The organism is Streptantibioticus ferralitis (assembly GCF_029223525.1).
In the GTDB taxonomy this organism is placed as follows: domain Bacteria; phylum Actinomycetota; class Actinomycetes; order Streptomycetales; family Streptomycetaceae; genus Streptantibioticus_A; species Streptantibioticus_A ferralitis.
The window spans coordinates 52,036-72,458 of sequence record NZ_JARHTQ010000030.1; the positions used below are offsets into that span (position 1 = coordinate 52,036).

At 71.5% G+C, this 20,423-nt stretch carries 23 protein-coding genes; 9 read left to right on the forward strand and 14 right to left on the reverse strand.

Annotation, left to right across the window (positions count from 1 at the left end; translation table 11 throughout):
• Positions 1-126: 126 nt before the first annotated feature.
• The 4 genes from P2L57_RS31900 to P2L57_RS31915 form a co-directional block, all read right to left on the reverse strand.
• Entirely contained in the window at positions 127-885 is a 759-nt protein-coding gene (locus P2L57_RS31900; RefSeq protein WP_275820479.1) for an SDR family oxidoreductase, read from the reverse strand.
• A gap of 56 nt (positions 886-941) precedes the next feature.
• Positions 942-1,721, reverse strand: coding sequence for a 3-oxoacyl-ACP reductase FabG (gene fabG, locus P2L57_RS31905; protein ID WP_275820481.1), 780 nt, complete (start codon positions 1,719-1,721; stop codon positions 942-944).
• A 277-nt stretch (positions 1,722-1,998) separates the two neighbouring features.
• The gene (locus P2L57_RS31910; protein WP_275820483.1) at positions 1,999-2,382 is read right to left on the reverse strand and encodes a DUF3037 domain-containing protein; all 384 of its coding nucleotides are present in this window, start codon (positions 2,380-2,382) and stop codon (positions 1,999-2,001) included.
• Positions 2,379-3,227 carry a HipA family kinase gene (locus P2L57_RS31915; protein WP_275820486.1) on the reverse strand — a complete coding sequence of 283 codons (849 nt, stop codon included), beginning with the start codon at positions 3,225-3,227 and terminating at the stop codon, positions 2,379-2,381. Before P2L57_RS31915 ends, P2L57_RS31910 begins: the two co-directional genes overlap by 4 nt.
• Positions 3,228-3,521: 294 nt before the next feature.
• Between P2L57_RS31915 and P2L57_RS31920 the strand changes: the two genes are divergently transcribed.
• Positions 3,522-4,034, forward strand: coding sequence for a Rieske (2Fe-2S) protein (locus P2L57_RS31920; RefSeq protein ID WP_275820488.1), 513 nt, complete (start codon positions 3,522-3,524; stop codon positions 4,032-4,034).
• On the opposite strand, the gene P2L57_RS31925 is transcribed toward P2L57_RS31920, so the two are convergent.
• Positions 4,017-4,661, reverse strand: coding sequence for an isochorismatase family protein (locus P2L57_RS31925; protein WP_275820490.1), 645 nt, complete (start codon positions 4,659-4,661; stop codon positions 4,017-4,019). The genes P2L57_RS31920 and P2L57_RS31925 overlap by 18 nt on opposite strands.
• Before the next feature lie 70 nt (positions 4,662-4,731).
• Between P2L57_RS31925 and P2L57_RS31930 the strand changes: the two genes are divergently transcribed.
• A complete protein-coding gene (locus P2L57_RS31930; RefSeq protein WP_275820492.1) occupies positions 4,732-5,190 on the forward strand; it encodes a pyridoxamine 5'-phosphate oxidase family protein in 459 nt (152 codons plus the stop codon).
• 1 nt (position 5,191) lies between these two features.
• Here the strand turns inward: P2L57_RS31930 and P2L57_RS31935 are convergent, their stop codons facing one another.
• Positions 5,192-6,100 carry a LysR family transcriptional regulator gene (locus P2L57_RS31935; RefSeq protein WP_275820493.1) on the reverse strand — a complete coding sequence of 303 codons (909 nt, stop codon included), beginning with the start codon at positions 6,098-6,100 and terminating at the stop codon, positions 5,192-5,194.
• 74 nt (positions 6,101-6,174) lie between these two features.
• Between P2L57_RS31935 and P2L57_RS31940 the strand changes: the two genes are divergently transcribed.
• Positions 6,175-7,137 (forward strand): DMT family transporter, encoded by a 963-nt coding sequence (locus tag P2L57_RS31940; RefSeq protein WP_275820495.1) that lies wholly within the window; start codon positions 6,175-6,177, stop codon positions 7,135-7,137.
• A 36-nt stretch (positions 7,138-7,173) separates the two neighbouring features.
• On the opposite strand, the gene P2L57_RS31945 is transcribed toward P2L57_RS31940, so the two are convergent.
• Entirely contained in the window at positions 7,174-8,505 is a 1,332-nt protein-coding gene (locus P2L57_RS31945) for an aminotransferase class I/II-fold pyridoxal phosphate-dependent enzyme (RefSeq protein ID WP_275820497.1), read from the reverse strand.
• 29 nt (positions 8,506-8,534) lie between these two features.
• Here P2L57_RS31945 and P2L57_RS31950 point away from each other — a divergent pair, with 29 nt between their 5' ends.
• Entirely contained in the window at positions 8,535-9,200 is a 666-nt protein-coding gene (locus P2L57_RS31950) for a pyridoxamine 5'-phosphate oxidase family protein (RefSeq protein WP_275820499.1), read from the forward strand.
• A gap of 8 nt (positions 9,201-9,208) precedes the next feature.
• On the forward strand, positions 9,209-9,871 hold the full coding sequence (locus tag P2L57_RS31955) for an FMN-binding negative transcriptional regulator (RefSeq protein WP_275820501.1): 663 nt from the start codon (positions 9,209-9,211) through the stop codon (positions 9,869-9,871).
• A 17-nt stretch (positions 9,872-9,888) separates the two neighbouring features.
• On the opposite strand, the gene P2L57_RS31960 is transcribed toward P2L57_RS31955, so the two are convergent.
• From P2L57_RS31960 to P2L57_RS31975, 4 genes are all read right to left on the reverse strand, one after another.
• On the reverse strand, positions 9,889-10,896 hold the full coding sequence (locus P2L57_RS31960) for a DMT family transporter (RefSeq protein WP_275820553.1): 1,008 nt from the start codon (positions 10,894-10,896) through the stop codon (positions 9,889-9,891).
• Between the two features lie 170 nt (positions 10,897-11,066).
• Positions 11,067-12,083: an EamA family transporter gene (locus P2L57_RS31965; RefSeq protein WP_275820503.1), complete on the reverse strand. Its 1,017-nt coding sequence runs from the start codon at positions 12,081-12,083 to the stop codon at positions 11,067-11,069.
• A 12-nt stretch (positions 12,084-12,095) separates the two neighbouring features.
• The gene (locus P2L57_RS31970; RefSeq protein ID WP_275820505.1) at positions 12,096-12,668 is read right to left on the reverse strand and encodes a Clp protease N-terminal domain-containing protein; all 573 of its coding nucleotides are present in this window, start codon (positions 12,666-12,668) and stop codon (positions 12,096-12,098) included.
• 165 nt (positions 12,669-12,833) lie between these two features.
• Entirely contained in the window at positions 12,834-13,535 is a 702-nt protein-coding gene (locus P2L57_RS31975; protein ID WP_275820507.1) for a pyridoxine/pyridoxamine 5'-phosphate oxidase, read from the reverse strand.
• 168 nt (positions 13,536-13,703) lie between these two features.
• Between P2L57_RS31975 and P2L57_RS31980 the strand changes: the two genes are divergently transcribed.
• Positions 13,704-14,132: a type II toxin-antitoxin system Rv0910 family toxin gene (locus tag P2L57_RS31980; protein ID WP_275820509.1), complete on the forward strand. Its 429-nt coding sequence runs from the start codon at positions 13,704-13,706 to the stop codon at positions 14,130-14,132.
• Between the two features lie 405 nt (positions 14,133-14,537).
• Here the strand turns inward: P2L57_RS31980 and P2L57_RS31985 are convergent, their stop codons facing one another.
• A complete protein-coding gene (locus tag P2L57_RS31985; RefSeq protein WP_275820511.1) occupies positions 14,538-15,164 on the reverse strand; it encodes a PadR family transcriptional regulator in 627 nt (208 codons plus the stop codon).
• Between the two features lie 189 nt (positions 15,165-15,353).
• Here P2L57_RS31985 and P2L57_RS31990 point away from each other — a divergent pair, with 189 nt between their 5' ends.
• A complete protein-coding gene (locus P2L57_RS31990; RefSeq protein ID WP_275820513.1) occupies positions 15,354-16,202 on the forward strand; it encodes a PhzF family phenazine biosynthesis protein in 849 nt (282 codons plus the stop codon).
• Between the two features lie 32 nt (positions 16,203-16,234).
• Here P2L57_RS31990 and P2L57_RS31995 read toward each other — a convergent pair whose 3' ends face one another.
• Together P2L57_RS31995 and P2L57_RS32000 are read right to left on the reverse strand one after the other, a co-directional pair.
• Positions 16,235-17,026, reverse strand: a complete 792-nt coding sequence (locus P2L57_RS31995; RefSeq protein WP_275820514.1) for a CPBP family intramembrane glutamic endopeptidase — start codon at positions 17,024-17,026, stop codon at positions 16,235-16,237.
• A gap of 139 nt (positions 17,027-17,165) precedes the next feature.
• Positions 17,166-18,668: a glutamate-cysteine ligase family protein gene (locus P2L57_RS32000; protein ID WP_275820516.1), complete on the reverse strand. Its 1,503-nt coding sequence runs from the start codon at positions 18,666-18,668 to the stop codon at positions 17,166-17,168.
• A 562-nt stretch (positions 18,669-19,230) separates the two neighbouring features.
• On the opposite strand from P2L57_RS32000, the gene P2L57_RS32005 reads away from it, so the two are divergent.
• Both P2L57_RS32005 and P2L57_RS32010 read left to right on the forward strand, forming a co-directional pair.
• On the forward strand, positions 19,231-19,815 hold the full coding sequence (locus P2L57_RS32005) for a hypothetical protein (protein WP_275820518.1): 585 nt from the start codon (positions 19,231-19,233) through the stop codon (positions 19,813-19,815).
• A gap of 358 nt (positions 19,816-20,173) precedes the next feature.
• The gene (locus P2L57_RS32010) at positions 20,174-20,380 is read left to right on the forward strand and encodes a DUF5999 family protein (protein WP_275820520.1); all 207 of its coding nucleotides are present in this window, start codon (positions 20,174-20,176) and stop codon (positions 20,378-20,380) included.
• Positions 20,381-20,423: the final 43 nt, after the last annotated feature.

Below are 20,423 nucleotides of genomic sequence, written 5' to 3' on the forward strand. Positions count from 1 at the left end.
TGACCACAGAACGTACCGGCCCCCACTGACAATCGGCCGTGCCGGGTAGCATCCGGGCCTGCCCGGCGCACGGTGAGGGGGCGGTGCCCGGCGCACCGCCCCCTCACCCGCCCGTGTGGTGGCCGCTCAGGCCACCCCGGCCTGCAGGAACAGACCACCGTCGACCACCAGGGTCTGGCCGGTGATCCAGCTCGCCTGGTCGGACAGCAGGAACGCGGCGGCGCCCGCGACGTCCTCCGGCACACCGAGCCGCTTCAGCGGATATCCGGCGGCCGCCTCCTCCTCACGTCCCTCGTAGAGGGTGGCGGCGAACTTCGTCTTGACGACGGCCGGGGCGATGGCGTTCACCCTTACGCCCGGCGCCAGTTCGGAGGCGAGTTGCAGCGTGAGGTTGATGAGCGCCGCCTTGCTCATGCCGTACGCCCCGATGAACGGCGACGGGGCGAGCCCGGCGACCGAGGCGACGTTGACGATCGCGCCGCCGTTCTCCTTCTGCCAGGCCTTCCAGGTCTGCTGGGCGAAGCCGAGCGCGGAGATGACGTTGGTCTCGTAGACCTTGCGCGCCACGGCCAGGTCGAGCTCGGCGATCGGCCCGAACACCGGGTTCGTACCAGCGTTGTTGGCGAGGAAGTCGACCCGGCCGAAGGCCTCCATGGTGCGCGCCACGGCTTCCGCCTGGTGGGCCTCGTCATGGGCCTTGCCCGCGACGCCGATCGCCCGGTCGGCGCCGAGCCGCTCGACGGCCTCCTTGAGCGCGTCCTCGTTGCGTCCGGTGACGCACACCCGGTCGCCGCGGGCGACCAACGCCTCCGCGATGCCGTAGCCGATGCCGCGGCTGGCACCGGTGACGATCGCGACGCGGCCGCTGTCTGGCTGAGTGGTCATGTGCTGCGTGCCTTTCCTTCGCCTGGTCTGTCTGCGCTACGCCGTTTCCGCTGACGTCAGTCGAGCGGACCGCCGGCGACGTACAGCACCTGGCCGGAGACGAATCCGGCCTGGTCGCTGGTGAAGAACGCGACGGCGTTGGCGATGTCGTCGGGGTGGCCGACCCGCTGGACGGGGATCTGGCTCGCGGCGGCCTTCTGGAAGTCCTCGAAGTCCATGCCCACGCGGGCGGCGGTGGCGGCCGTCATGTCGGTGACGATGAAGCCGGGCGCGACGGCGTTGGCGGTCACCCCGAACTTGCCGAGCTCGATCGCCAGGGTCTTGGTGAAGCCCTGCAGACCCGCCTTGGCCGTCGAGTAGTTGGCCTGACCGCGGTTGCCCAGCGCCGAGCTGGAGGAGAGGTTGACGACCCGCCCGAACTTGGCGTCCACCATGTGCTTCTGCACGGCGCGGGTCATCAGGAACGCGCCGCGCAGATGCACGTTCATCACGGTGTCCCAGTCCGTGGCGCTCATCTTGAACAGCAGGTTGTCGCGGAGCACACCGGCGTTGTTGACCAGGATCGTGGGCGCGCCGAGTTCTTCGGCGACCCGGGCGACGGCCGCCTCCACCTGCGCCTCGTCCGAGACGTCCGCGCCGACGGCGATCGCCTTGCCACCCGCCGCGGTGATCATCTCGACGGTGCCCTTGCAGGCCGCCTCGTCGAGGTCGAGCACGGCGACCGTACGGCCCTCGGCGGCCAGCCGGACCGCGGTGGCCGCACCGATGCCGCGAGCGGCCCCGGTGACGATCGCACAGCGTTGCCCGGCGGACAGGGGCTGCTCGGTGGTGGACATCTGCTCTCCTCGCCCTAAGGTGCGGTGCCACATATGAGCGACCGCTTAGTACGTCCGGTGCACGAAACCGTAGGAGTGCAGTGACCCAGTGTCAACGGCGCGACGCCAGATGTGGCTCATGGCACGGATCGCCTGCGGCGCGCGGAGGCGGACGGCTGAGCGCGGTGACGGCCCGACGGCCGGCACCGGTCCACGACCTCGGGCCAGGCGTTTCCGGACGCCACGCCGTCACCGGCCCGGACGAGCCCGGAGGCCCGGCCGGGCCGGTGCGGACGGCTCAGCGGACCAGCAGGTCCAGCAGCCGGTCGGCGTCGGCGGCCGGGTCGGAGGTCAGGCCGGTGTGGATGGGTCCCGGCTGGACGACCGTGCTGCGGGGCGCCGTCAGCCAGCGGAACCGGCGGCCCGGGTCGTCGCCCGCCGCCTGACCGGCCCGCTCCCCGCCCTCGCAGACGCACTCGACGGCACGCAGCGCGGCCCGTACCGCGACCACGTCGGCGTTCGGGTCCAGACAGCGCAGCCGCTCCTCGTCCAGGTGGATCCGGGCGGCGATGAAGGAACGCGCCCGGCAGTAGAGGAGGACACCGGCGTTGATCTGCTCACCGCGCTCGACCCGCGGGACGACGCGGACCACCGCGTACTCGAACACATCGCGGGCGGTCATCGGGGGCCCTCCTGCTGAGAACCGGCGGCCTTCCCCTCGACCCAGGTGCGCAGCCACTCCGGCGGCGCGTCGGCCTTCTTCGGCGGTGCCGACAGCAGGATCCGGTCCTGGATCGTGGCGGCCCGCCCGCTCAGTACCTCGGTGTAGGCGCGGCGCACCGCGTCGGGCGTGTCGAAGCCGGGCTCGTCCAGCAGCCACTCGTCCGGGATCAACGCGGTGACCTCGCGCAGCAGCGCGTCGGTGACCCGCGGCGCGAGCTCGGCGGCGGCCTCGGCCACCTCGGCGGCGGACACGAAACGGGCGAGCGCGTGGTCCGTGGCGTCGTACGGCCTGGCGGCCGAACTCTGCGCGCCGTTCCAGTTGTGGTGCCAGATCAGCGCGGCGCCGTGGTCGATCAGCCACAGCTTGCGGTGCCAGATCAGCATGTTGGGATTGCGCCAGGAGCGGTCGACGTTGTTGACCAGCGCGTCGAACCAGATGATGCGCCCGGCCTCGTCCGCGGCCACCTCGAAGGCGAGCGGGTCGAAGCCGACGGATCCGGGCAGGAAGTCCATGCCGAGGTTCAGCCCACCGCTGGCCTTGAGCAGGTCCTGGACCTCGGTGTCGGGTTCACCCAGCGCGATGACCGGGTCGAAGTCGAGCCGTACCAGCTCGGGCACCCGCAGCTCCAACCGTCGGGCGAGTTCGCCGCAGACGACCTCGGCGACCAGCGCCTTACGGCCCTGCGCCGCACCGATGAACTTCGCTACGTATGTACCCAGATCGTCCGCCTCGACGATCCCGGGCACCGATCCGCCCTCACGCAATGGCGTGACGTAGCGGATCGCGGTCACTTCAGGGAGCATCCGCCCAGGTTACTGGGCAGGTGGGCGCGGGGCTCGCGGATATACGGGGCGCTCGGCGACGCCCACCTTGTCCAACTGGCGCACAGGGAGCGGGCGCGGGCGTGCCGAGGGCATCGTCGGCCAGGCCACGGACGCGGCGGTGGTGCGTCCGCCTGGCGGGACCGTCCGGGCGTTTGAACGCGAGTGGCTCGCGAGCCGTATGGGAAGGGGCGGCGCGACGGCGCGAGACTCGACCACAGATCGCGCGGGACTCGCCGGCACGCTTGACGACAACCTCACCGAAGGACGTGACCCATGGACGACCTGACTTCCGGCTCCCCGGTATCCACCTCCCGCCGCACCGTGGTCGCGGCAGCGGGAGCCGTCGGCCTCGCCGCCGCGCTGGCGGCGTGCAGTGGGTCCAACAGCAACTCGGCGGCCTCCGCGCCGTCCCAGGACAGCAGCAGCCAGGCGTCCGGTTCGTCGCCCGAGAGCTCCTCGTCAGCACCGGCGGGCAACGGCGGCAGCGGCGGTGGCGGTGGCGCCGTGCTGGCGAAGACCTCCGACATCCCGCAGGGCGGCGGCAAGGTGTTCCCGGACAAGCAGGTGGTGGTGACACAGCCGACGGCCGGTACGTTCAAGGCGTTCAGCACGATCTGCACCCACCAGGGCTGCCCGGTCAACCAGGTGCAGAACGGCACCATCAACTGCCCGTGCCACGGCAGCAAGTTCCACATCGCGGACGGCAGTGTGGCGAACGGTCCGGCCACCCAGCCGCTGGCGCCCGCCAAGATCTCGGTCGAGGGCGGTTCAGTGAAGCTGGTCTGACCCCTGCCAGCTGGCCAGTACGGCTTCGGCCGTGGTGACCGTCGCGACCAGGTCCAGGGTGTGCCGGAGCACGGCGGCCGCGTAGTCGGCAGGCACCCCGGCCACGGCGTCGGCGGGCACCACGGCCGTGTATCCGAGGTTGACGGCGTCGAACACGGCGTTCGGCACGGCGATGTTCAGCGACACGCCGGTGACGACGACCGTACGGACGCCGAGGTTGCGCAGCAGCGCGTCGAGGCCGGTCCCGGCCAGCGGCGACAGGCCGTGCAGTCGGCGGACGACGAGGTCCGAGGCGCCGACGGCGATCTCATCGGTGACCTCGGCGGCGGGCGTACCGGTGAGCTGCTGCACCGGAAGCCGTTCGGCGGTCCGGAACAGCCGGGCGTTGCGGCTCGCACCGCGGCCGTCCGGGCGCCGTTCGGCGATCGCGTGGACGACGGTCGCTCCGGCCGACCGGGCCGCCGCCACCAGGGCGGCGATGCGGGAGAGCGTCCCGTCGGCGCGCACCGCCACGGCGAGATGCGGCAGCGCGCTGCCGGGCCCGACGACACCGCGTTGGCACTCCACGGTGAGCAGCGCGGTATGAGCGGGTTCCAGCAGTCCGGCAAGGCATTCCCGCTCCGCCATGGCGTTCCTCTCGCCCCGGGGCACCCGTTAGCCTGACGCTACGTCAGACGCCGGGGTGAGGGGAAGACCGATGACCACCGCACAGCGGCACGGCCGCAGGATCATGATGTCGCCGCAGGAGTTGGACGGATACCTCGGCGAGCGCCGCACCTGCCGGGTGGCAACGATCTCGGCGGACGGCGCGCCGCATGTGAGCGCGCTGTGGTTCGCCTGGGACGGCAGCTCCCTGTGGCTGTACTCGCTGGTGCGCAGCCGCCGTTGGGCCCAACTGGCCGCCGATCCGCGGGCCGCGGTGGTGGTGGACGACGGCGAGGAGTACGGGGAGCTGCGCGGCGTCGAGTTGTCCGGCGCCGTCGAGTTCGTCGGCGAGGCACCGCGCACCGGCGAGCCGCGCCCGGAACTCGACACGCCCGAGAGGCTGTTCACGGCGAAGTACTTCGGCCATGACCGCATGCCGCACGACGGCCGTCACGCGTGGCTGCGGCTGACCCCCGAGCGCGTCGTCTCCTGGGACTTCCGCAAGCTGTGAGTCACTGGCGCGCCAGTCGCTCCCCGGCCTGGCGCAGCGCTTCGACCGCCGCCCTGATGGACGGCCGACGATCCGCGTCGGCGCGCCACGCCGCGTAGATGTGGCGGCGCATGGTGTGTCGTACGGGCACGACGCTGACGCCTTCCGGGACCGCGCCGCGACCGAGGCGCGGGGTGATCGCCACGCCCAGACCGGCGGCCACCAGGGCCAGTTGGGTGTGGTGCTCCTCCGCCGCGTGCGCGACGTGCGGCTCCAGCCCCTTCCCGCGGAGCGTGAACACCAGCCATTCATGGCAGAACTCGCCGGGTGGCCAGCCGATCCAGTCGTCGCCCGCGAATTCCTCCAGATCGCACCACTCCCGCCCGGCCAGCGGGTGATCACTGGGCACCGCGACATCGGCGACATCGTCCAGCAGCGCGGCCTTGGCCAGCCCGTCGGGCAGCGGAAGCGGCTTGTTGTACCAGTCGAGGACCACGGCGAGGTCGATGTCGCCGCGCATCAGCCGGGGCACCGACTCGTCGGGCTCCATCTCCTCCAGATAGGGCCGCAGTTGCGGATGCTCATGCCGCAGCGCGGCCAGGACCTGCGGAAACAGTCCGCGGGCCGCGGTGGGGAAGGCACCGACGGCCAGCGCGCCGACCGGCGACCCGCGATGCGCCTCAAGGTCGGAGTGGGCGAGCTCGACCATGGCCAGGATGCGGTCCGCATGGCCGGACAGCAGCCGCCCGGCGTCGGTCAGCCGCACACCGCGGCCGTTCTTGGCGAGCAGTTGCTGTCCGGTCTCCCGCTCCAGCTTGCCCATCTGCTGGGAGATGGCGGACGTCGTGACACGCAGAACGTCCGCGGCGGCGCTGACCGAGCCATAGGCGTCGATGGCGTGCAGGATGCGAAGGCGCTCCAGACTCAACATGTAAGCAACACTACGCTGTGCAGCTCACAAAAACTCACTTGTCCTAAGAGATAGCTCCCGGCATGCTGCTCACCATGAGCGCCCCCGCAGGTTCCGCTGCCACCCCCATCCCCTCTTCCGCCGCCCCCTCCGGGACGAGCGCCGTCGGGGCCGCGCCGCGCCGACGGGCCCTTGACTGGCGAGTGCGCTTCCTGGCGCTGGCGCTCATCTGGGGTTTCAGCTTCCTTTTCATCAAGGTGGGGACGGAGGCCTTTGCTCCGCTTCAGGTCACCCTGGGCCGTATGGTCTTCGGCACGGCGGTGCTGGTCGCGGTGCTGGCCGTGAAGCGTGAGCGGTTGCCACGCGCCAGGCGGGTGTGGGGGCACCTGGTGGTGGCCGCCTTCCTGCTCAACGCTCTGCCGTTCTCTCTGTTCGCGTATGCGGAGCTGACCATTCCGTCCACGCTGGCGGGGATCTGCAATGCCACGACTCCGCTGTTCAGCATGCTGCTCTCGGTGGTCGCGCTCTCCGAGGACCGGCCGACGCGGCGCCGCTTCGCCGGGGTGGGACTGGGCTTCCTGGGTGTGCTGACGGTGCTCGGCGCATGGCAGGGCTTCTCCGGGCAGGACCCGCTGGGCACCGCGCTCGCACTGGTCGCCTCGATCAGCTACGCGGTCGGCTGGATCTACGTGCGGCGCACCCTCAGCAACACCGGTGAGTCCAGCCTCTCGCTGTCCGCCGGACAGTTGGCCCTCGGCACGCTCCAACTGGCCGTGGTGACCCCGCTGTTCACCTCGCTGCCCGCGGCGTTCCCGATCGCCTCCGTACTGTCGGTGGTGGCGCTCGGCGCGCTGGGCACCGGTCTGGCGTTCCTCGTGCAGTACGGGCTGGTGAAGGAGGCCGGGCCGACCATCGCGACCATGGTCACCTACCTGGTCCCGGTCGTCGCCACCACGGCCGGGGTCTTCCTGCTGGGCGAACACCTGAGCTGGAACGAGCCGGTCGGCGCGGTCATCATCATCCTGGGCGCGGCACTGACCCAGACCCGCTCACGCTGACCCCTCGGTCGCGGTAACGGGTGGGCGCATCGCGGCTCACCCGTAGTGCCCCGGCCGCCCGGGCCGCACCGCGGCGGCGACCGCGTCGGCCAGCGACTCGACGTCCTCCGGCGCCAACGGCGACACCGTCACCCGAACCCCCGGCCCGGAAGCCAGCCGGTACCGGGCTCCCGGAGCCGCCACCCACCCGCTCTGCAGCAGCCGCATCATCACCCCGGTCTCATCCGGCACCGGGATCCACACGTTCATTCCGCTGCGGCCATGGCCGGCCACCCCACGCTCGCTCAGCGCGGCGACCAGCGCGTCGCGGCGCTGCCCGTACGACGCCGCGACCCGCGCCGCGTCGACCGCACCGGTCCGCCAGAGGTGCAGCAGGGCGCTCTGCAGCAGCTGACTGACCCATCCCGCCGCCAGCCGGTATCTGCCCTGGACCCGGTCGACAGTGAGCGGGTCGCCGGTGAGCACCGCGATCCGCAGATCGGGGCCGTAGGCCTTGGCCGCGGAGCGGATGACGACCCAGTGACGGGTGACGCCGCCCAGCGGGTGCAGCGGCAGATCGACGATGGCATGGCCGTGGTCGTCCTCGATGAGCAGCACGTCGGGATGGTCGGCGAGGACGGTCCGCAGGGCGTGGGCCCGGGTCTCGGTGACGGCCGCGCCCGTCGGGTTCTGCGCCCGGTCGGTGACGATCAGGGCCCGCGCGCCCGAGCGCAGCGCCCGCTGCACGCTGTCCGGCAGCGGTCCTTCGTCGTCCACCGCGACCGGCACCGTCCGCAGTCCCAGCGCGGGGACCAGGTCGAGCAGGCTGCCCCAGCCCGGGTCCTCGATCGCCACCGCGTCACCGGGCCGCAGATGCGCGCCGAGCACCCGCTCGATGGCGTCGAGGGAGCCGGAGGTGACGGTGACCGGACCGTCCGGAACACCGTCGACGTCGAACCCGGCACGGGCAAGCGCCGCCAACTCGGCGTTGACACCCGGCATCCCGTACAGCATGGGGCGCTCGGCGTTGACCGCCGCCGCAGCGGCGAGCGCCTCGCCGAGCGGGGGCAGCAGCGCCGGGTCGGGATTGCCGCTGGACAGATCGCGGGCATCGGGAGGCACCACCACACCGAGTTCCTCGCGCGGTGTGCTGGCCGGGCGGGCCCGGACCCGGCTGCCGCGGCGGCCCGCGGTCTCGATGACCCCCCGGTCGCGCAGCAGGCGGTACGCGGCGGCGACCGTGTTCGGGTTCACCCCGAGTTCCGCGGCGAGTTCGCGCAACGGCGGCAGTGGACGGCCGGGCGCCAGCGCACCATCGCCGACGGCGCGTTCCACATCGGCGGCGATCTCCGTGGCGCGCCGACCAGTGATCCGATACTCTCCTAGCACAAACAACATTATGCACTAGTGCAAAGGAGATGACCATGGCCGCCGCCACCCCCTATCCGCAGACCGAGCGCACGGTGCCCACCCGCATCCCGAACCGCGGTTCCTGGGACCGGGAAACGGTGCACTCGATACTCGACGAGGGCTACGTCTGCCACCTCGGCTTCGTGCGTGACGGCGCGCCCGTGGTACTGCCCACCCTCTACGCGCGGGTCGGCGATCGCGTCTACGCGCACGGCTCCACCGGCTCTCCGGCGCTGCGCGGCGCCCGGCAGGACAGCGGCCTGCCGGTCTGCCTCACGGTCACCCATGTCGACGGTCTCGTCCTGGCGCGCTCCGCGTTCCACCACTCGATCAACTACCGCTCGGTGGTGGTGCACGGCACGGCCTACCAGGTCACGGACCCGGCCGAGCGCTCCGAGGCACTGGACGCCCTGGTCGAGCACATCGTGCCCGGCCGCGCCGACGACTCGCGTCGCGCCAACGCGAAGGAGCTGGCGGCCACCGCGGTCATCCGCCTCGACCTGGCCGAGGCATCGGCCAAGATCCGCACCGGGGGCCCCAGCGACGACCCGGAAGACCTCGAACTCCCCTACTGGAGCGGGGTACTGCCGGTCATCCATGGATACGGCGCGCCCATTCCGGCCGACGACCTCAACCCGTCGATCGCCGTTCCCGCCTACCTCGGCACCCGCTAGGAGCGTCGATGCTCATCCACCCGTGGGACGCCGCCATCGACGGCACCGAGTGGCAGCGCTGGCTCAGCACCCATGACTTCGGCCAGCTCGCCGCCAACGGCCTCGGCGGCGAACCACCGTTCGTCCAACCGCTGCACTTCGCCTACGACCCCGAACGCGCCGAGGCCGTGACGCATCTGGCCCGGCCGAATCCGATCTGGGCGGCTCTGGAGGCCAACGAGCGGGTCACGCTCAGCGTGGTCGGCGACTACGTCTTCATCCCCGGCCCCTGGCACGCGCCGGACGGGGCTCCGCCGGAGCACGGCACCCCGACCAGCTACTACGCGGCCGTACAACTGCACTGCGTCGCCCACATCGTGGACGACGGGCAGGAGAAGGCGGACCTGCTCCACCGGCAGCTGGCGCACTTCCAGCCCCGCGGCGACTACGCCGAGGTGGCACCCGGCCAGGCCCCGTTCGGCCGGATGCTTCCCGGCATCCGCGCACTGCGCCTCGAAGTCACCGAGGTCCGGGCCAAGTTCAAGTACGGCGGCAACAAGCCGCGGGCCATGCAGGAGCGGGTCACCGGCCTGCTGGCGGACCGGTCCACCGGCCACGACGCCGCGGCCCGTGACCACCAGTTGCGCCGCCTGGCCGCGACCCGGGACACCGAGCGGGACAGCCGCCCCTGAAGGCCCGCCGCAAGGCCTCAGGACTTGACCGTCTCCTCCCGGGACGTGACCCGGTGGACCACCCGATCCGTCCGGGCCCCACGGGTTTCGGCGATCGCCAGGGCGGTCACCGCGCCGATCAGGACGACGGTGCCCAACACCGTCGAGACGGTGAGGCGTTCACCGAGCAGCACGACGGCGATCACTCCGGCGGCCACCGGCTCGATGAGGGTGACGACCGAGGCGGTGGCCGCCCGGACGACCGCCACGCCCGCGAAGTACAGCGCATAGGCGAGCGCTGTGGGCACCGATGCCAGATAGCCGAGCAGCCACAGTGCCCGGCCCATGTCCTGGACATGCGGCCACAGCCCCTGCGCGGCCGCGAGCGGCAGCAGGCAGACGGCGCCGACGGCGAACGACCACAGCGTGGTCTCCAGCGGATCGGCGCCGCCGCCGTTCCTGCCGAACCAGCGGGTGTGCAGCGTGATGCAGGCGTAACCCGCGGCCGACAGCAGCGCCCATCCGACGCCTGCCGGGCGCACCGATCCGGCTCCGCCGTCCGCGCCGCCGTGGAGCAGGACGGCCAGCCCGGCGAAGGCGCCGAGCACCGCCACCGTCCCGGCCCTGCCGAGTCGTTCGCCCATGATGATCCGGGCGCCGAGCGCGATCAGCACCGGGCTCGCGCCAAGCGTGACCACGGTGCCGACCGCGAGCCCGGTCGCCTGGACGGAGGCGAAGTACGCGCTCTGGAAGACGGTCAGCCCGACACCGGAGACCAGGACGCGCAGCACCGCGCGGCGGCGGGGTCGGATGCTGCCGAGACCCGACGGACGGGCTCGGCGCCCCAGTGCCCACACCGGCAGCAGCAGCGCGAAGCCGCCCACGTACCGCCAGAAGGACAGGGTGATCGGGCCGAAGTCACCGGCTCGGTAGAGCAGGGCGGCCGCCGCCCCCGCGGTACCCCAGGCGATCGCGGCGAAGGCCACGTAGAGCAGACCCCGCCCGACGGGCAGGGAACGGGAACGGCCGAGAGCCCGGCCGGACATGCGTGACACGAGTGTTCTCCAACGGAGGAAGTCAGGTGGTCGCTTGATCCCGGATGCGGGCAGCGACAACCTGCTCGTCAGGTCCTTGACCCCGAGCCGGCCTTCCGTGGCCTCGCCGCCCGCGCTAGGCGGCGGGAGGCGGGAGAACTGTCTGATGCATGATCGTCACCCTAGGCGTGCCTGGTGGTGCCGGACAACCCCTGGTCCTGGTCCTGTGCGGACTCCGCGTTCGCCAGGGATCCGGCGACGGGATCGGTCGCGGCCTTCGGCGTGGCGGTCTGCGCGATGAACGCGCCGACCAACACCGCGGCGCCGCCCACCAGTTGCCAGGTGCCCAGCTTCTCGCCGAGCAGGAACCATGCCAGTACGGTCGCGATCACCGCCTCCAGACAGGCCACCACTCCCGCCACCTGCGGGGACAGCCGGCGGATCGACAGCACGCCGGTCAGATAGGCGACCACGGTGGCCACCAGCACGATCCACGCCACCAGCAGGATCGCGGGCACCGACTTGTCGCCGAGCGCGGCCTGGTGGGACAGGACCTGCCAGTTCATGTTCCAGGGCCGGGCCACGACGGTGAGGATCGCGGCTCCGATCAACAGCCCGTGGGCGATGACCGCCAGCGGATCGACGGGGTTGTCGCCGTCGCTGCCGTGGTCGGAGAGGATGAAGTAGCCGACCTGGCAGCACGCGGCGCCGAGCGCCAGCAGCAGTCCGACCGGGTCGAAGCTCACTCCGTGCCACACCTCGACGACCGCGCCGAGGCCCGCGACGGCGAGCACCACGCCGACAGCCGCCGACCTGCTCACCGACCGCCGCTGGACGAACCGGACCCATCCGAGGACCAGCGCGGGTGCCAGGTACTCCACCAGCAGCGCGACACCGACCGGGATACGGGAGAGCGCCGCGAAGTAGCAGGCCTGTACACCCGCGACGGCCAGCAACCCGAAACCGATCAGCACTCCGGGACGGCGGCGCAGCGCGTCCCGGTGCCGCAGCGCCACCGGAAGCATGACGAGCGCGGCACCCGCGACCCGAAGCCAAACGACGTGCAGCGGGGCCAACCCGGCCTCGATCAGCGGCTTGGCCGCGACCCCTGATCCGCCGAACGCGACGGCCGACGCCAGCGCGGGCAGCAGACCGGCTCTTCGCGCCGTCGCCCCGGCGGTCCCCGATATCCCTTCCATCGGGTCATCATGTCAGCTCGCAACGGGTCCTTCACCCAGGTGCCCCCTCGCGGTGCCGCGGCCCGGCAGCGTGGCGGCCAGCCGCCCGGGATCGAACCCGGCGGCCCGCAGCACCTCCACGGCCCGGCACTCGGGGTCGGCGGCGAGGGCGGCCAGCAGGTCCACACCGTCGGCGGCGCCCCTGCCCCGTGCGGTGGCGCGGCGCGCCGCGTCGTCCAACACGGCGGCGGCGGAAGGGCTCCAGCCCGGGGCGGCGTCCTTGGCCACGACCGGCAGGGCACCGGAGTCCTCTACGGTACTGCGCCACTGCATGCCGTAGCCGATGGTGCGCTGCACCAGATACGCCAGTACCCGGGCGACCCGCCCGCCGCCGTCCGAGCTGCCTGCGGCGAGCGCCTCCCGGGCCCGCGGGTCGGACTCCAGCAGCGAGTGCAGCAGATGGGCGGTGTCGATCTGGCGGTCACCGTCCCGCGACGCACGCCGGCGCGCGCTGGAGACCACGGACAGCAGTTCCGTGCTCAACTGCGGTTCGCCGTTCGCGCTGGTGGGGTCCCCGGGACAGGTGTCGCTTTGCACGACTCCCACCCCATCAGGACATAGCGCCCGAAGCATCCACGCGGGGAGGCATTTCCCCATCCACCCGAAGAAGGGTACGAATGGCCGCCGCCTCATCCTCAGGGAGGAGGCGCGCCGGGGCCGCGCGAACCGTCCGCCCGGGAGCGGGCACCGCGGGCCGGGTTCCGGCAGCGGTCACGGCCACAGCATCCGCCGGATCCAGCGGTCACCCTCGCGCACGTAGCGCAGCCTGCGGTGGAAGCGGTCGGCCGTCGCATCGCCCTGGAAGAACTCGGCCTCGTCGGCGCGCAGCACATAGACCGTATGTCCCTCCGGCACGGCCCGCGGATCCGCGGCGACGATCTCGCGAGCCCGTGCGCGCCCCTGTTCGTACGCCGTGTACGCGTCGCTCACGCTGCCTTCGGCGCTGGGGAGTTCGGCGCTCATCAGGCCGGTGAATCCGGCGATCCGGGCCGGTTCGCTACGGCCGAGGAAGTCCCGGCGCGCCGCTGCCCGGTCCAGCGCCACAACCGTGCCGCCGACCCGGATCTGGCGGCCGTGCTGCGGCCAGTACCAGTTCAGCGCCGCGTACGGGTTGGCGGTCAGCTCATGTCCCTTCCGGCTGGCGGCGTCGCTGGCGAAGACGAAGTCGAAGGCGCCCGCGTCGAGTTCGAAACCGCGCAGCATCAGTACCCGTGACGAGGGCCGCCCCGCCGCGTCGGCCGTACTGAGCGTCATCACATGCGGTTCCGGTACGCCGTCGTCGAGGGCGGCGGTGAGCCAGTCGGCGAACAGCGGTCCGGGCTCCGGCGCCGCCTCCCGGGGGTCGAACGCGGCTAGCGGCCCGGCCAACGCCGGTGTGCCGCGCAACCGTTCCCGCAGCGCTTCGGTGTCCACCCTCGACCCTCCAGATGCCTGTACGACGCCACGATCCTGACATACGACCGCGGCGGGCGGCGCCTCCCTGACGGACCATCAGTATTGAGTATTCGCACCCGAGCGGCTACGTTCCGCGACACCGCTGCCGCGATCCCGCGCGGCGCCCAAGGGACTCAGGGTGGTCATATGGCCGAGGTCACCGCGGAGGCGCGCATCGCGGCTCCGGCAGCACGGGTATGGCAGCAGCTGATCGACTTCGCCTCGTACGGGCAGTGGAACGCCACGCACACCAGCTTTCCCAAGGGCGGCCCGGATCCGCTGGCCGTCGACGCGGTGTACCTGGAGAACATGAAGCTGATGGGGTTCCCGGCCGAAGTCACCTGGACCGTCGCCGGGTTGGAGACCGAGCGGCTGCTGGCCACCACCGGCACCGGCCCGATGGGCGTCAACCTCGCCATGCGGTACGCGCTCACTCCTGACGGGGACGAGACGACGGTCCGGATCGAGGGCAGCTTCACCGGCGCCGCTGTGACGCTGATGGCGGGCAAGCTCAAGGACTCGGCGACGGGGGCACTGAACGAGAGCCTGCGCAAGCTGGCGGGCTTGGTGGAGTAGCCCACCAAGCCCGCGCTCTTCCGGGGGTGCCCCCGGGCCCCGCCACTGGGCCCTTCCGGCCACCTGGCCTCGCGCCCGGCTGGGGGCAGCCCAGGGGGTTGGGCGTCATCTGGCTGGGGCCGGGCAGTCGGTCGCCCGTGGGCTGCGGTAGGCGCCTGACCGCCGGGGTGCGCCATCGTGGTTGATCGCCGTTGCGGCGGACATCTGTTGCCGCCGCAACGGCGAGAGAACCTACGGCGCGGACCGGTGGTGCCGTACCCACCGCAACCCGATGTGGGCCCCTACCACCGCAACCCGATCTGGTTCCGGACCCGCGGCAACCCTGCCGGGATCCGACGCCCCGCAACGCGATCCAGTTCCGGCTGGGAGGTCCGGCCCCCGGGCGACAGCGGACCCCGGAGGGGCCTACTGTTCGGTGCTTTCGTCCGCGAGGATCAAGTACAGCTTCTTGCGGGCGTCGTTGACGACCGCCATCGCCTTCTCGCGCTGGGCCGGGGTGCCGGTCGCCCAGACCTGGCGGAACGCCTCGACCAGGCCGAACCCGGCCTGCCTGATCTCGTGCATCGCCTCCCAGTCGATGCCCCGTCCGGCCTCCTCCCAGGGCGCGTCCGGGCCGCCCTCGGCCTCCGTACGCCCCGCTTCGGTGAGCGTGAACAGCTTCTTGCCGCCCTCGCTCGCGCTCTCGATCAGGCCCTCGTCCTCCAGGAGTTGCAGTGTCGGGTAGACCGAGCCGGGGCTCGGCTTCCACGCACCGCCGCTGCGCTCGCCGATCTCCTGGATCATCTCGTAGCCGTGCATCGGCCGGTCCCTGAGCAGCGCCAGGATCGACGCTCGGACATCACCGCGCCGTGCCCGACCGCGCGGCCCACCGCGCCCCCGGCCATGCCCCCATGGGCCGCCGCCGAAAGGCGGGCCGAAGGGCCCGAAGGCCGCGCGCCGCTGCTCGAAGCCGAAGCCCTCCGAGCCCTGGGGACGGCCCTGCCCGCCCGGTCCGAAGTGCTCACGTCCGTATCCGTATCCGTGGGAACGCATGATCGCGCTCCTTTCCCTGTGATGTGTGTGCCGCCGTGCGCGGATCGCGCACGGGGTTCGCAAGATCTTTCGTTGATCTGTCGCGATGCGTCAACGATATATCGGTGACAGTCGTCCGGCAAGGCCTTCGTGCCAGCTTTCGAGAATTGGCCATGTGCCGCGGCTTTCCGGACGGATACCGTCCGGATCATGAAGATCCGCATCGTTGACGCCTTCACCGCGCGCCCCTTCGCGGGCAACCCGGCCGGTGTCGTCCTGCTCGGCACCGACGGATTCCCGGACGACGACCGCATGCAGCAGCTGGCCGCCGAGGTCAACCTCTCCGAGACCGCCTTCGCCCATCCGCTGCCGCCCGGCGAGCAGGCGGACTGGGCGCTGCGCTGGTTCACCCCGGTGACCGAGGTCGACATGTGCGGTCATGCCACCCTCGCGACCGCGCACGTTCTGCTGAGCACCGGCACCGCCACGGGCGGCATCCGGTTCGCCACCCGCAGCGGGGTGCTCCGCTCGGCGCCCGCCGACGACGGCACGATCACACTGGACTTCCCCACCGCCCCGCTCACCGCGGTCGAGGCACCCACCGCCCTGGCGGAGGCACTCGGCGCCCCGGTGCTGTCCGCGTACGACACCGGGCGACAGGTCGGTGACCTGCTGGTCGAGCTGCCGGACGAGAAGACGGTGCGTGCCCTCTCCCCCGATCTGGCGGCCATCGGCCGGCTCCCGCACCGCGGCCTGATCGTCACCGCCGGCGCCGGGAGCGCGGAGGACGGCGCCGGGCGCGGCCCGGCGGACGGCTATGACTTCGTCTCACGCTTCTTCGGCCCGGCCGTCGGCATCTCCGAGGACCCGGTCACCGGCAGCGCCCACACCGCGCTCGCCCCGTTCTGGTCCGCGCGGCTCGGCCGCCACCAGCTGACCGGTCTGCAGGTCTCCGCCCGTACCGGCCTGGTCCGCACCACACTGCACGGCGACCGCACCCTGCTCACCGGCCACGCCGTCACCGTCATCGAGGGCGAACTGCTGGCCGCCCTGGCATGACCGATCCACCGGGGGCCTCGGCCCCCGGCCCGTCACTTCGTCGGCAGCCAGCCCACCTTGCCCGCCAGCAGCACGTATCCGACGAACGCCACGGTGTCGATCAGCGCGTGCGCCGCCACCAGCGGGCCGACCCGGCCCCAACGCCGGTACAGCAGCACGAAGATGACGCCCATCACCATGTTGCCGACGAACCCACCGATGCCCTGGTAGAGGTGGTACGAACCGCGCAGCACCGCGCTCACGGCCAGCGCCGCGCCCGTCGACCACCCCAACTGGTCCAGTCTGCGCAGCAGGTAGCCGACGACGATGACCTCCTCGACCACCGCGTTCTGCACCGCGGCCGCGATCAGTACCGGAATCCGCCACCACACATCGGGCAGCGACTCCGGCACGACCGTGAGATTGAACCCGGCCGCCCGCGCGCCCAGGTAGAGCGCGAGCCCGGTGCCACCGATGCCCGCCGCGATGAGCGTGCCCCACGCCAGGTCGAACCGCGGCCGCCGCAGGTCGAAGCCGATCGACCGCATGCCGACGCCCTCCCTGGCCAGCAGATGCGCCACCAGCGCGACCGGGACCAGCGCGGTCCCCACGGAGAACAGCTGCCATGCGAGGTCGAGCCAGGGCCGCCCGGGTGCCTGGGTACCGACCAGGGTGGCCGCCTGGTTCTTCAACGCCCCGGGCTTGGTGATCGAGCCGATGAAGCTGATCAGGGCGCTGACGGCGCTGGCGCCCAGCGAGAGGGCGAGCACCAGCAGGGTCTCGCTGCGCAGCGTGCGCCGGGTGAGAGCGGATCCGTTGGTTCCGTGCGGCGTGGAGGGTGTCACAGCACTCCCAACGCGGGCAGCCCCCGCCGAGGTGCCGCCGCTCGCCTCGGAATACTCTCCGTGCACGCATGCCTCCGTCTGTGCGATCCACCCGCTGGCGTTCTCCGCAGATCGCACACGATAGGCGCAGACGGCACCGTCAGCTCACCGGCAGTCCCGCGGGCCAGCTGTGCACCGGCTCACCCGAGCGCATCAGCTCGGAGTAGCGGCGGGTCATCGCGGCCAGCGCCTTGTGCCGGTCGAGTCCGCGCTCCAGGGCCCGGTGGAAGGCGGCGGCCTGCCATGAGGCCCCGTTGACCCGGCATCGGCAGCGCTCCTCGATCACCCCGAGATAGCGGTCCCGGTCAGCGGGCGCCACGCCCCATGCGTCCAGACCGGCCGAGGCGAGCGGCAGCAGTTCGTCCTGCACCAGCCGTACGACCGGGACGCGGGACAGGCCGCCGCGGCCGGGGCGCGGCCAGGTCAGCTCCGCGTCAATGCCGTGGCGGCAGGCGGTGTCGAAGTTCTCGGCGGCGGCGGAGAACGGCAGCTTCGTCCAGACCGGACGCGAAGATTCCGCGAGAGCGCGGATCAGTCCGTAGTAGAAGGCCGCGTTGGCCACCACATCGGTCACCGTCGGCCCGGCGGGCATGACCCGGTTCTCCACCCGAAGGTGCGGGACACCGTCGACCACGGCGTACACCGGCCGGTTCCACCGGTAGATGGTGCCGTTGTGCAGCTGGAGCTCCTTCAGCCGCGGTACGCCGCCCTCGTCGAGCACGCGCAGCGGGTCCTCGTCATCGCAGATGGGCAACAGGGGCGGGAAGTAGCGCACGTTCTCCGCGAACAGGTCGTAGGCGCTCGTTATCCACCGCTCGCCGAACCAGGTCAGCGGGCGCACGCCCTGCGCCGCCAGTTCCTCCGGCCTGGTGTCGGTGGCCTGCTCGAACAGTACGGGCCGGGTCTCCCGCCACAGCTCACGGCCGAACAGGAAGGGCGAGTTGGCGCCCAGGGCCACCTGTGGACCGACCGCCGCCTGCGCCGCGTTCCACACGGCGGCGAAGCGACCGGGTGTCACCTGCAGATGCATCTGCATCGAGGTGGCCGCCGCCTCCGGCGCGATGGAGCCGGAGGTGCAGGAGAGGTGTTCGACGCCTTCTATGTCCAGGCGGAGATCCTCGCCGCGAGCAGCGAGAATGCGGTCGTTGAGGAGCCGGTAGCGGTCGACCCGGGAGAGGTTCGCCTGTACGAGGTCCTGGGCGCCGAGCGTCGGCAGAATTCCGATCATGACGATACTGGCGCCGACTTCAGCGGCTTTGCGATCGGCATATCCAAGGCCTATGCGCAGTTCTTCCGCAAGTTGATCGAGAACACGTCCGGACAGCCGGTGCGGGGCGATGTTCACCTCGATGTTGAACTGGGCGAGTTCCGTCTGGAAATCCCGGCTGGCGATGCGTTCCAGCACCTCTTCGTTCATCATGCGGGGTAGTCCATCGGAATCCGCGAGATTCAATTCGATCTCCAACCCCATCAGGTTGCGCGGGCGATCGAATCGCCTCTCTTCCAGCAGCCGCTCCAGACCCACCAGGCACTGCCGCAGCTTCCGCCGGTACCGCTGCCGATCGGACAGGTCGAACCCGCTGGCCACGACCTTTTCTCCCATCGCAGGGTCCCTCCTCGTATGGGCCGTGCACCGATGATGCCCAGCACAGCGGATCCATAACGCCCAGCGTGCGCCCGGTGGGCGCCGGGCGCACGGTTCAGCCGTTCCGGCACATTCCAATGGCATACGAAGCCGTCCAACCCATCAGGCACAACCGGCGTGAGAAATCATGTGCGGGAACCGGCCATCCGCACAGCCGTTGTTGTGCCAGCGTATCGCCGCTATGCTGCTGAAGAATGGCCCTGAATAGCGCGAAGGAACGGCTTAATACAGCCTTGTCCCTACTACCGCAACCCGGTAGCCGAATCGCCGGGCGAACACGTTTCGTATAAACTTCGCGCACAGGCAGAGACTCCGCAACCCGCCGGTTGCGCCCCAGCGCACGCCCAGGCCCAGGGAAGGGCTCTGCATGCCACCGTCGGATCCGGACATCCCGCCCCGCACGGGCGCGGGATGTCCGGTCGACAGTGTCCCGTAACACCGCGCAGTACACCAGCACCGCCCCAGCGTCCTCCGCACCGCGTCCTGCACCACCCCTGTCTCCAGCGAGAGGCGACCCACCATGCCGCTGCATGTCCCCCCGGCCCCCGCGCCCGCTCTGCGCAGCGTCCTCGCGGCCCTTGGTTCCCCGACGGCGGTCCGCGCCGCCCCGACGCCCGCCCTGCGCACCGCCACCGGCCCGCTGGTGCCCGAGCACCCCCTCGCGGTCCATCTGCTGAACCCGGTAGCGGCGAGCGACGGGATGCCGCGGGCCCGACTGACCGGGTGGCGGTTCCTGATCCGCGGCGGTGACCGGGTGGTGGCGGCGGCCGAGACCATGAACACCCCGGACGGCTGGGCGTTCTCGCACTTCTGCGAGGGTCCGTACCTCGCTTCCACGGAGCACGCGCTACGGCAGGCCGAGCCGCTGCCGTCCGCGTACCAGCCGCGGCTGCTGTCCATTCCAGGGCTGTACATGCTCTGCCTGTGGCTGCACGGCGACATCACGGACGGCGATGAAGCCCAGCCCGCCCCGGCCGACGTGCTGATACCGCTGGCTCCTGCGCCGCCGGGCATCGCGGCGCATCGGCCGCACCGGGTGGCAGATCTGGTTCCGGTGCTCACTCACCGCCTCAGTCCGGTGCCGCTGCTCGGCAGCGGTGTGTAGCGCAGCACGCGGCGCATGGCAGCGCGCCCCCGGCCAGGTGCCGGGGGCGTGCTGTCGGTTGAGGCAATGACTTGCGGGCGGCGCAAGAGGATGTGCGTTCCGGTGGTATGCCGAACCACAACACGCGCCGTTCCGTATCCACCAATGCGGACCATCCCCATGGATGACGCATCCGGCGGCAACCGCCCGCCCGGGTGATGCGTCCTCAACTGTTGAGGAGAGCTGAGCCGAAATCCCTGCGGAATCAGGTCCGTGGGGCAAGACTGGACCCGACCGACCGAAACGGGGGGCGGCCATGAGCACGGTAGACAACCGATCAAGCCGCACGGCAAACCAACCGCAGCGAAAGACCACGTCCATGTGCCAGCACCAGCCTCAGTGCCCGTCCGCAGACTCCGCCGACCGGGAAGCCGCCCACCCGGTGGCCTACCACCCGGAACAGGGCTGGAGCCTGCTGTGCAACGGCGTCCTGTTGTTCGAGGACACTGGTGAGCTGCTGCCGGACGGACGGATCATCGCACCGCACCGTCCGCTGGGCACCGAGAACATCGCGACCGCGGCCTGACTCCCACAGACCGGCAGCCGGAGCGGCGGGTCGCCGCCGCTCC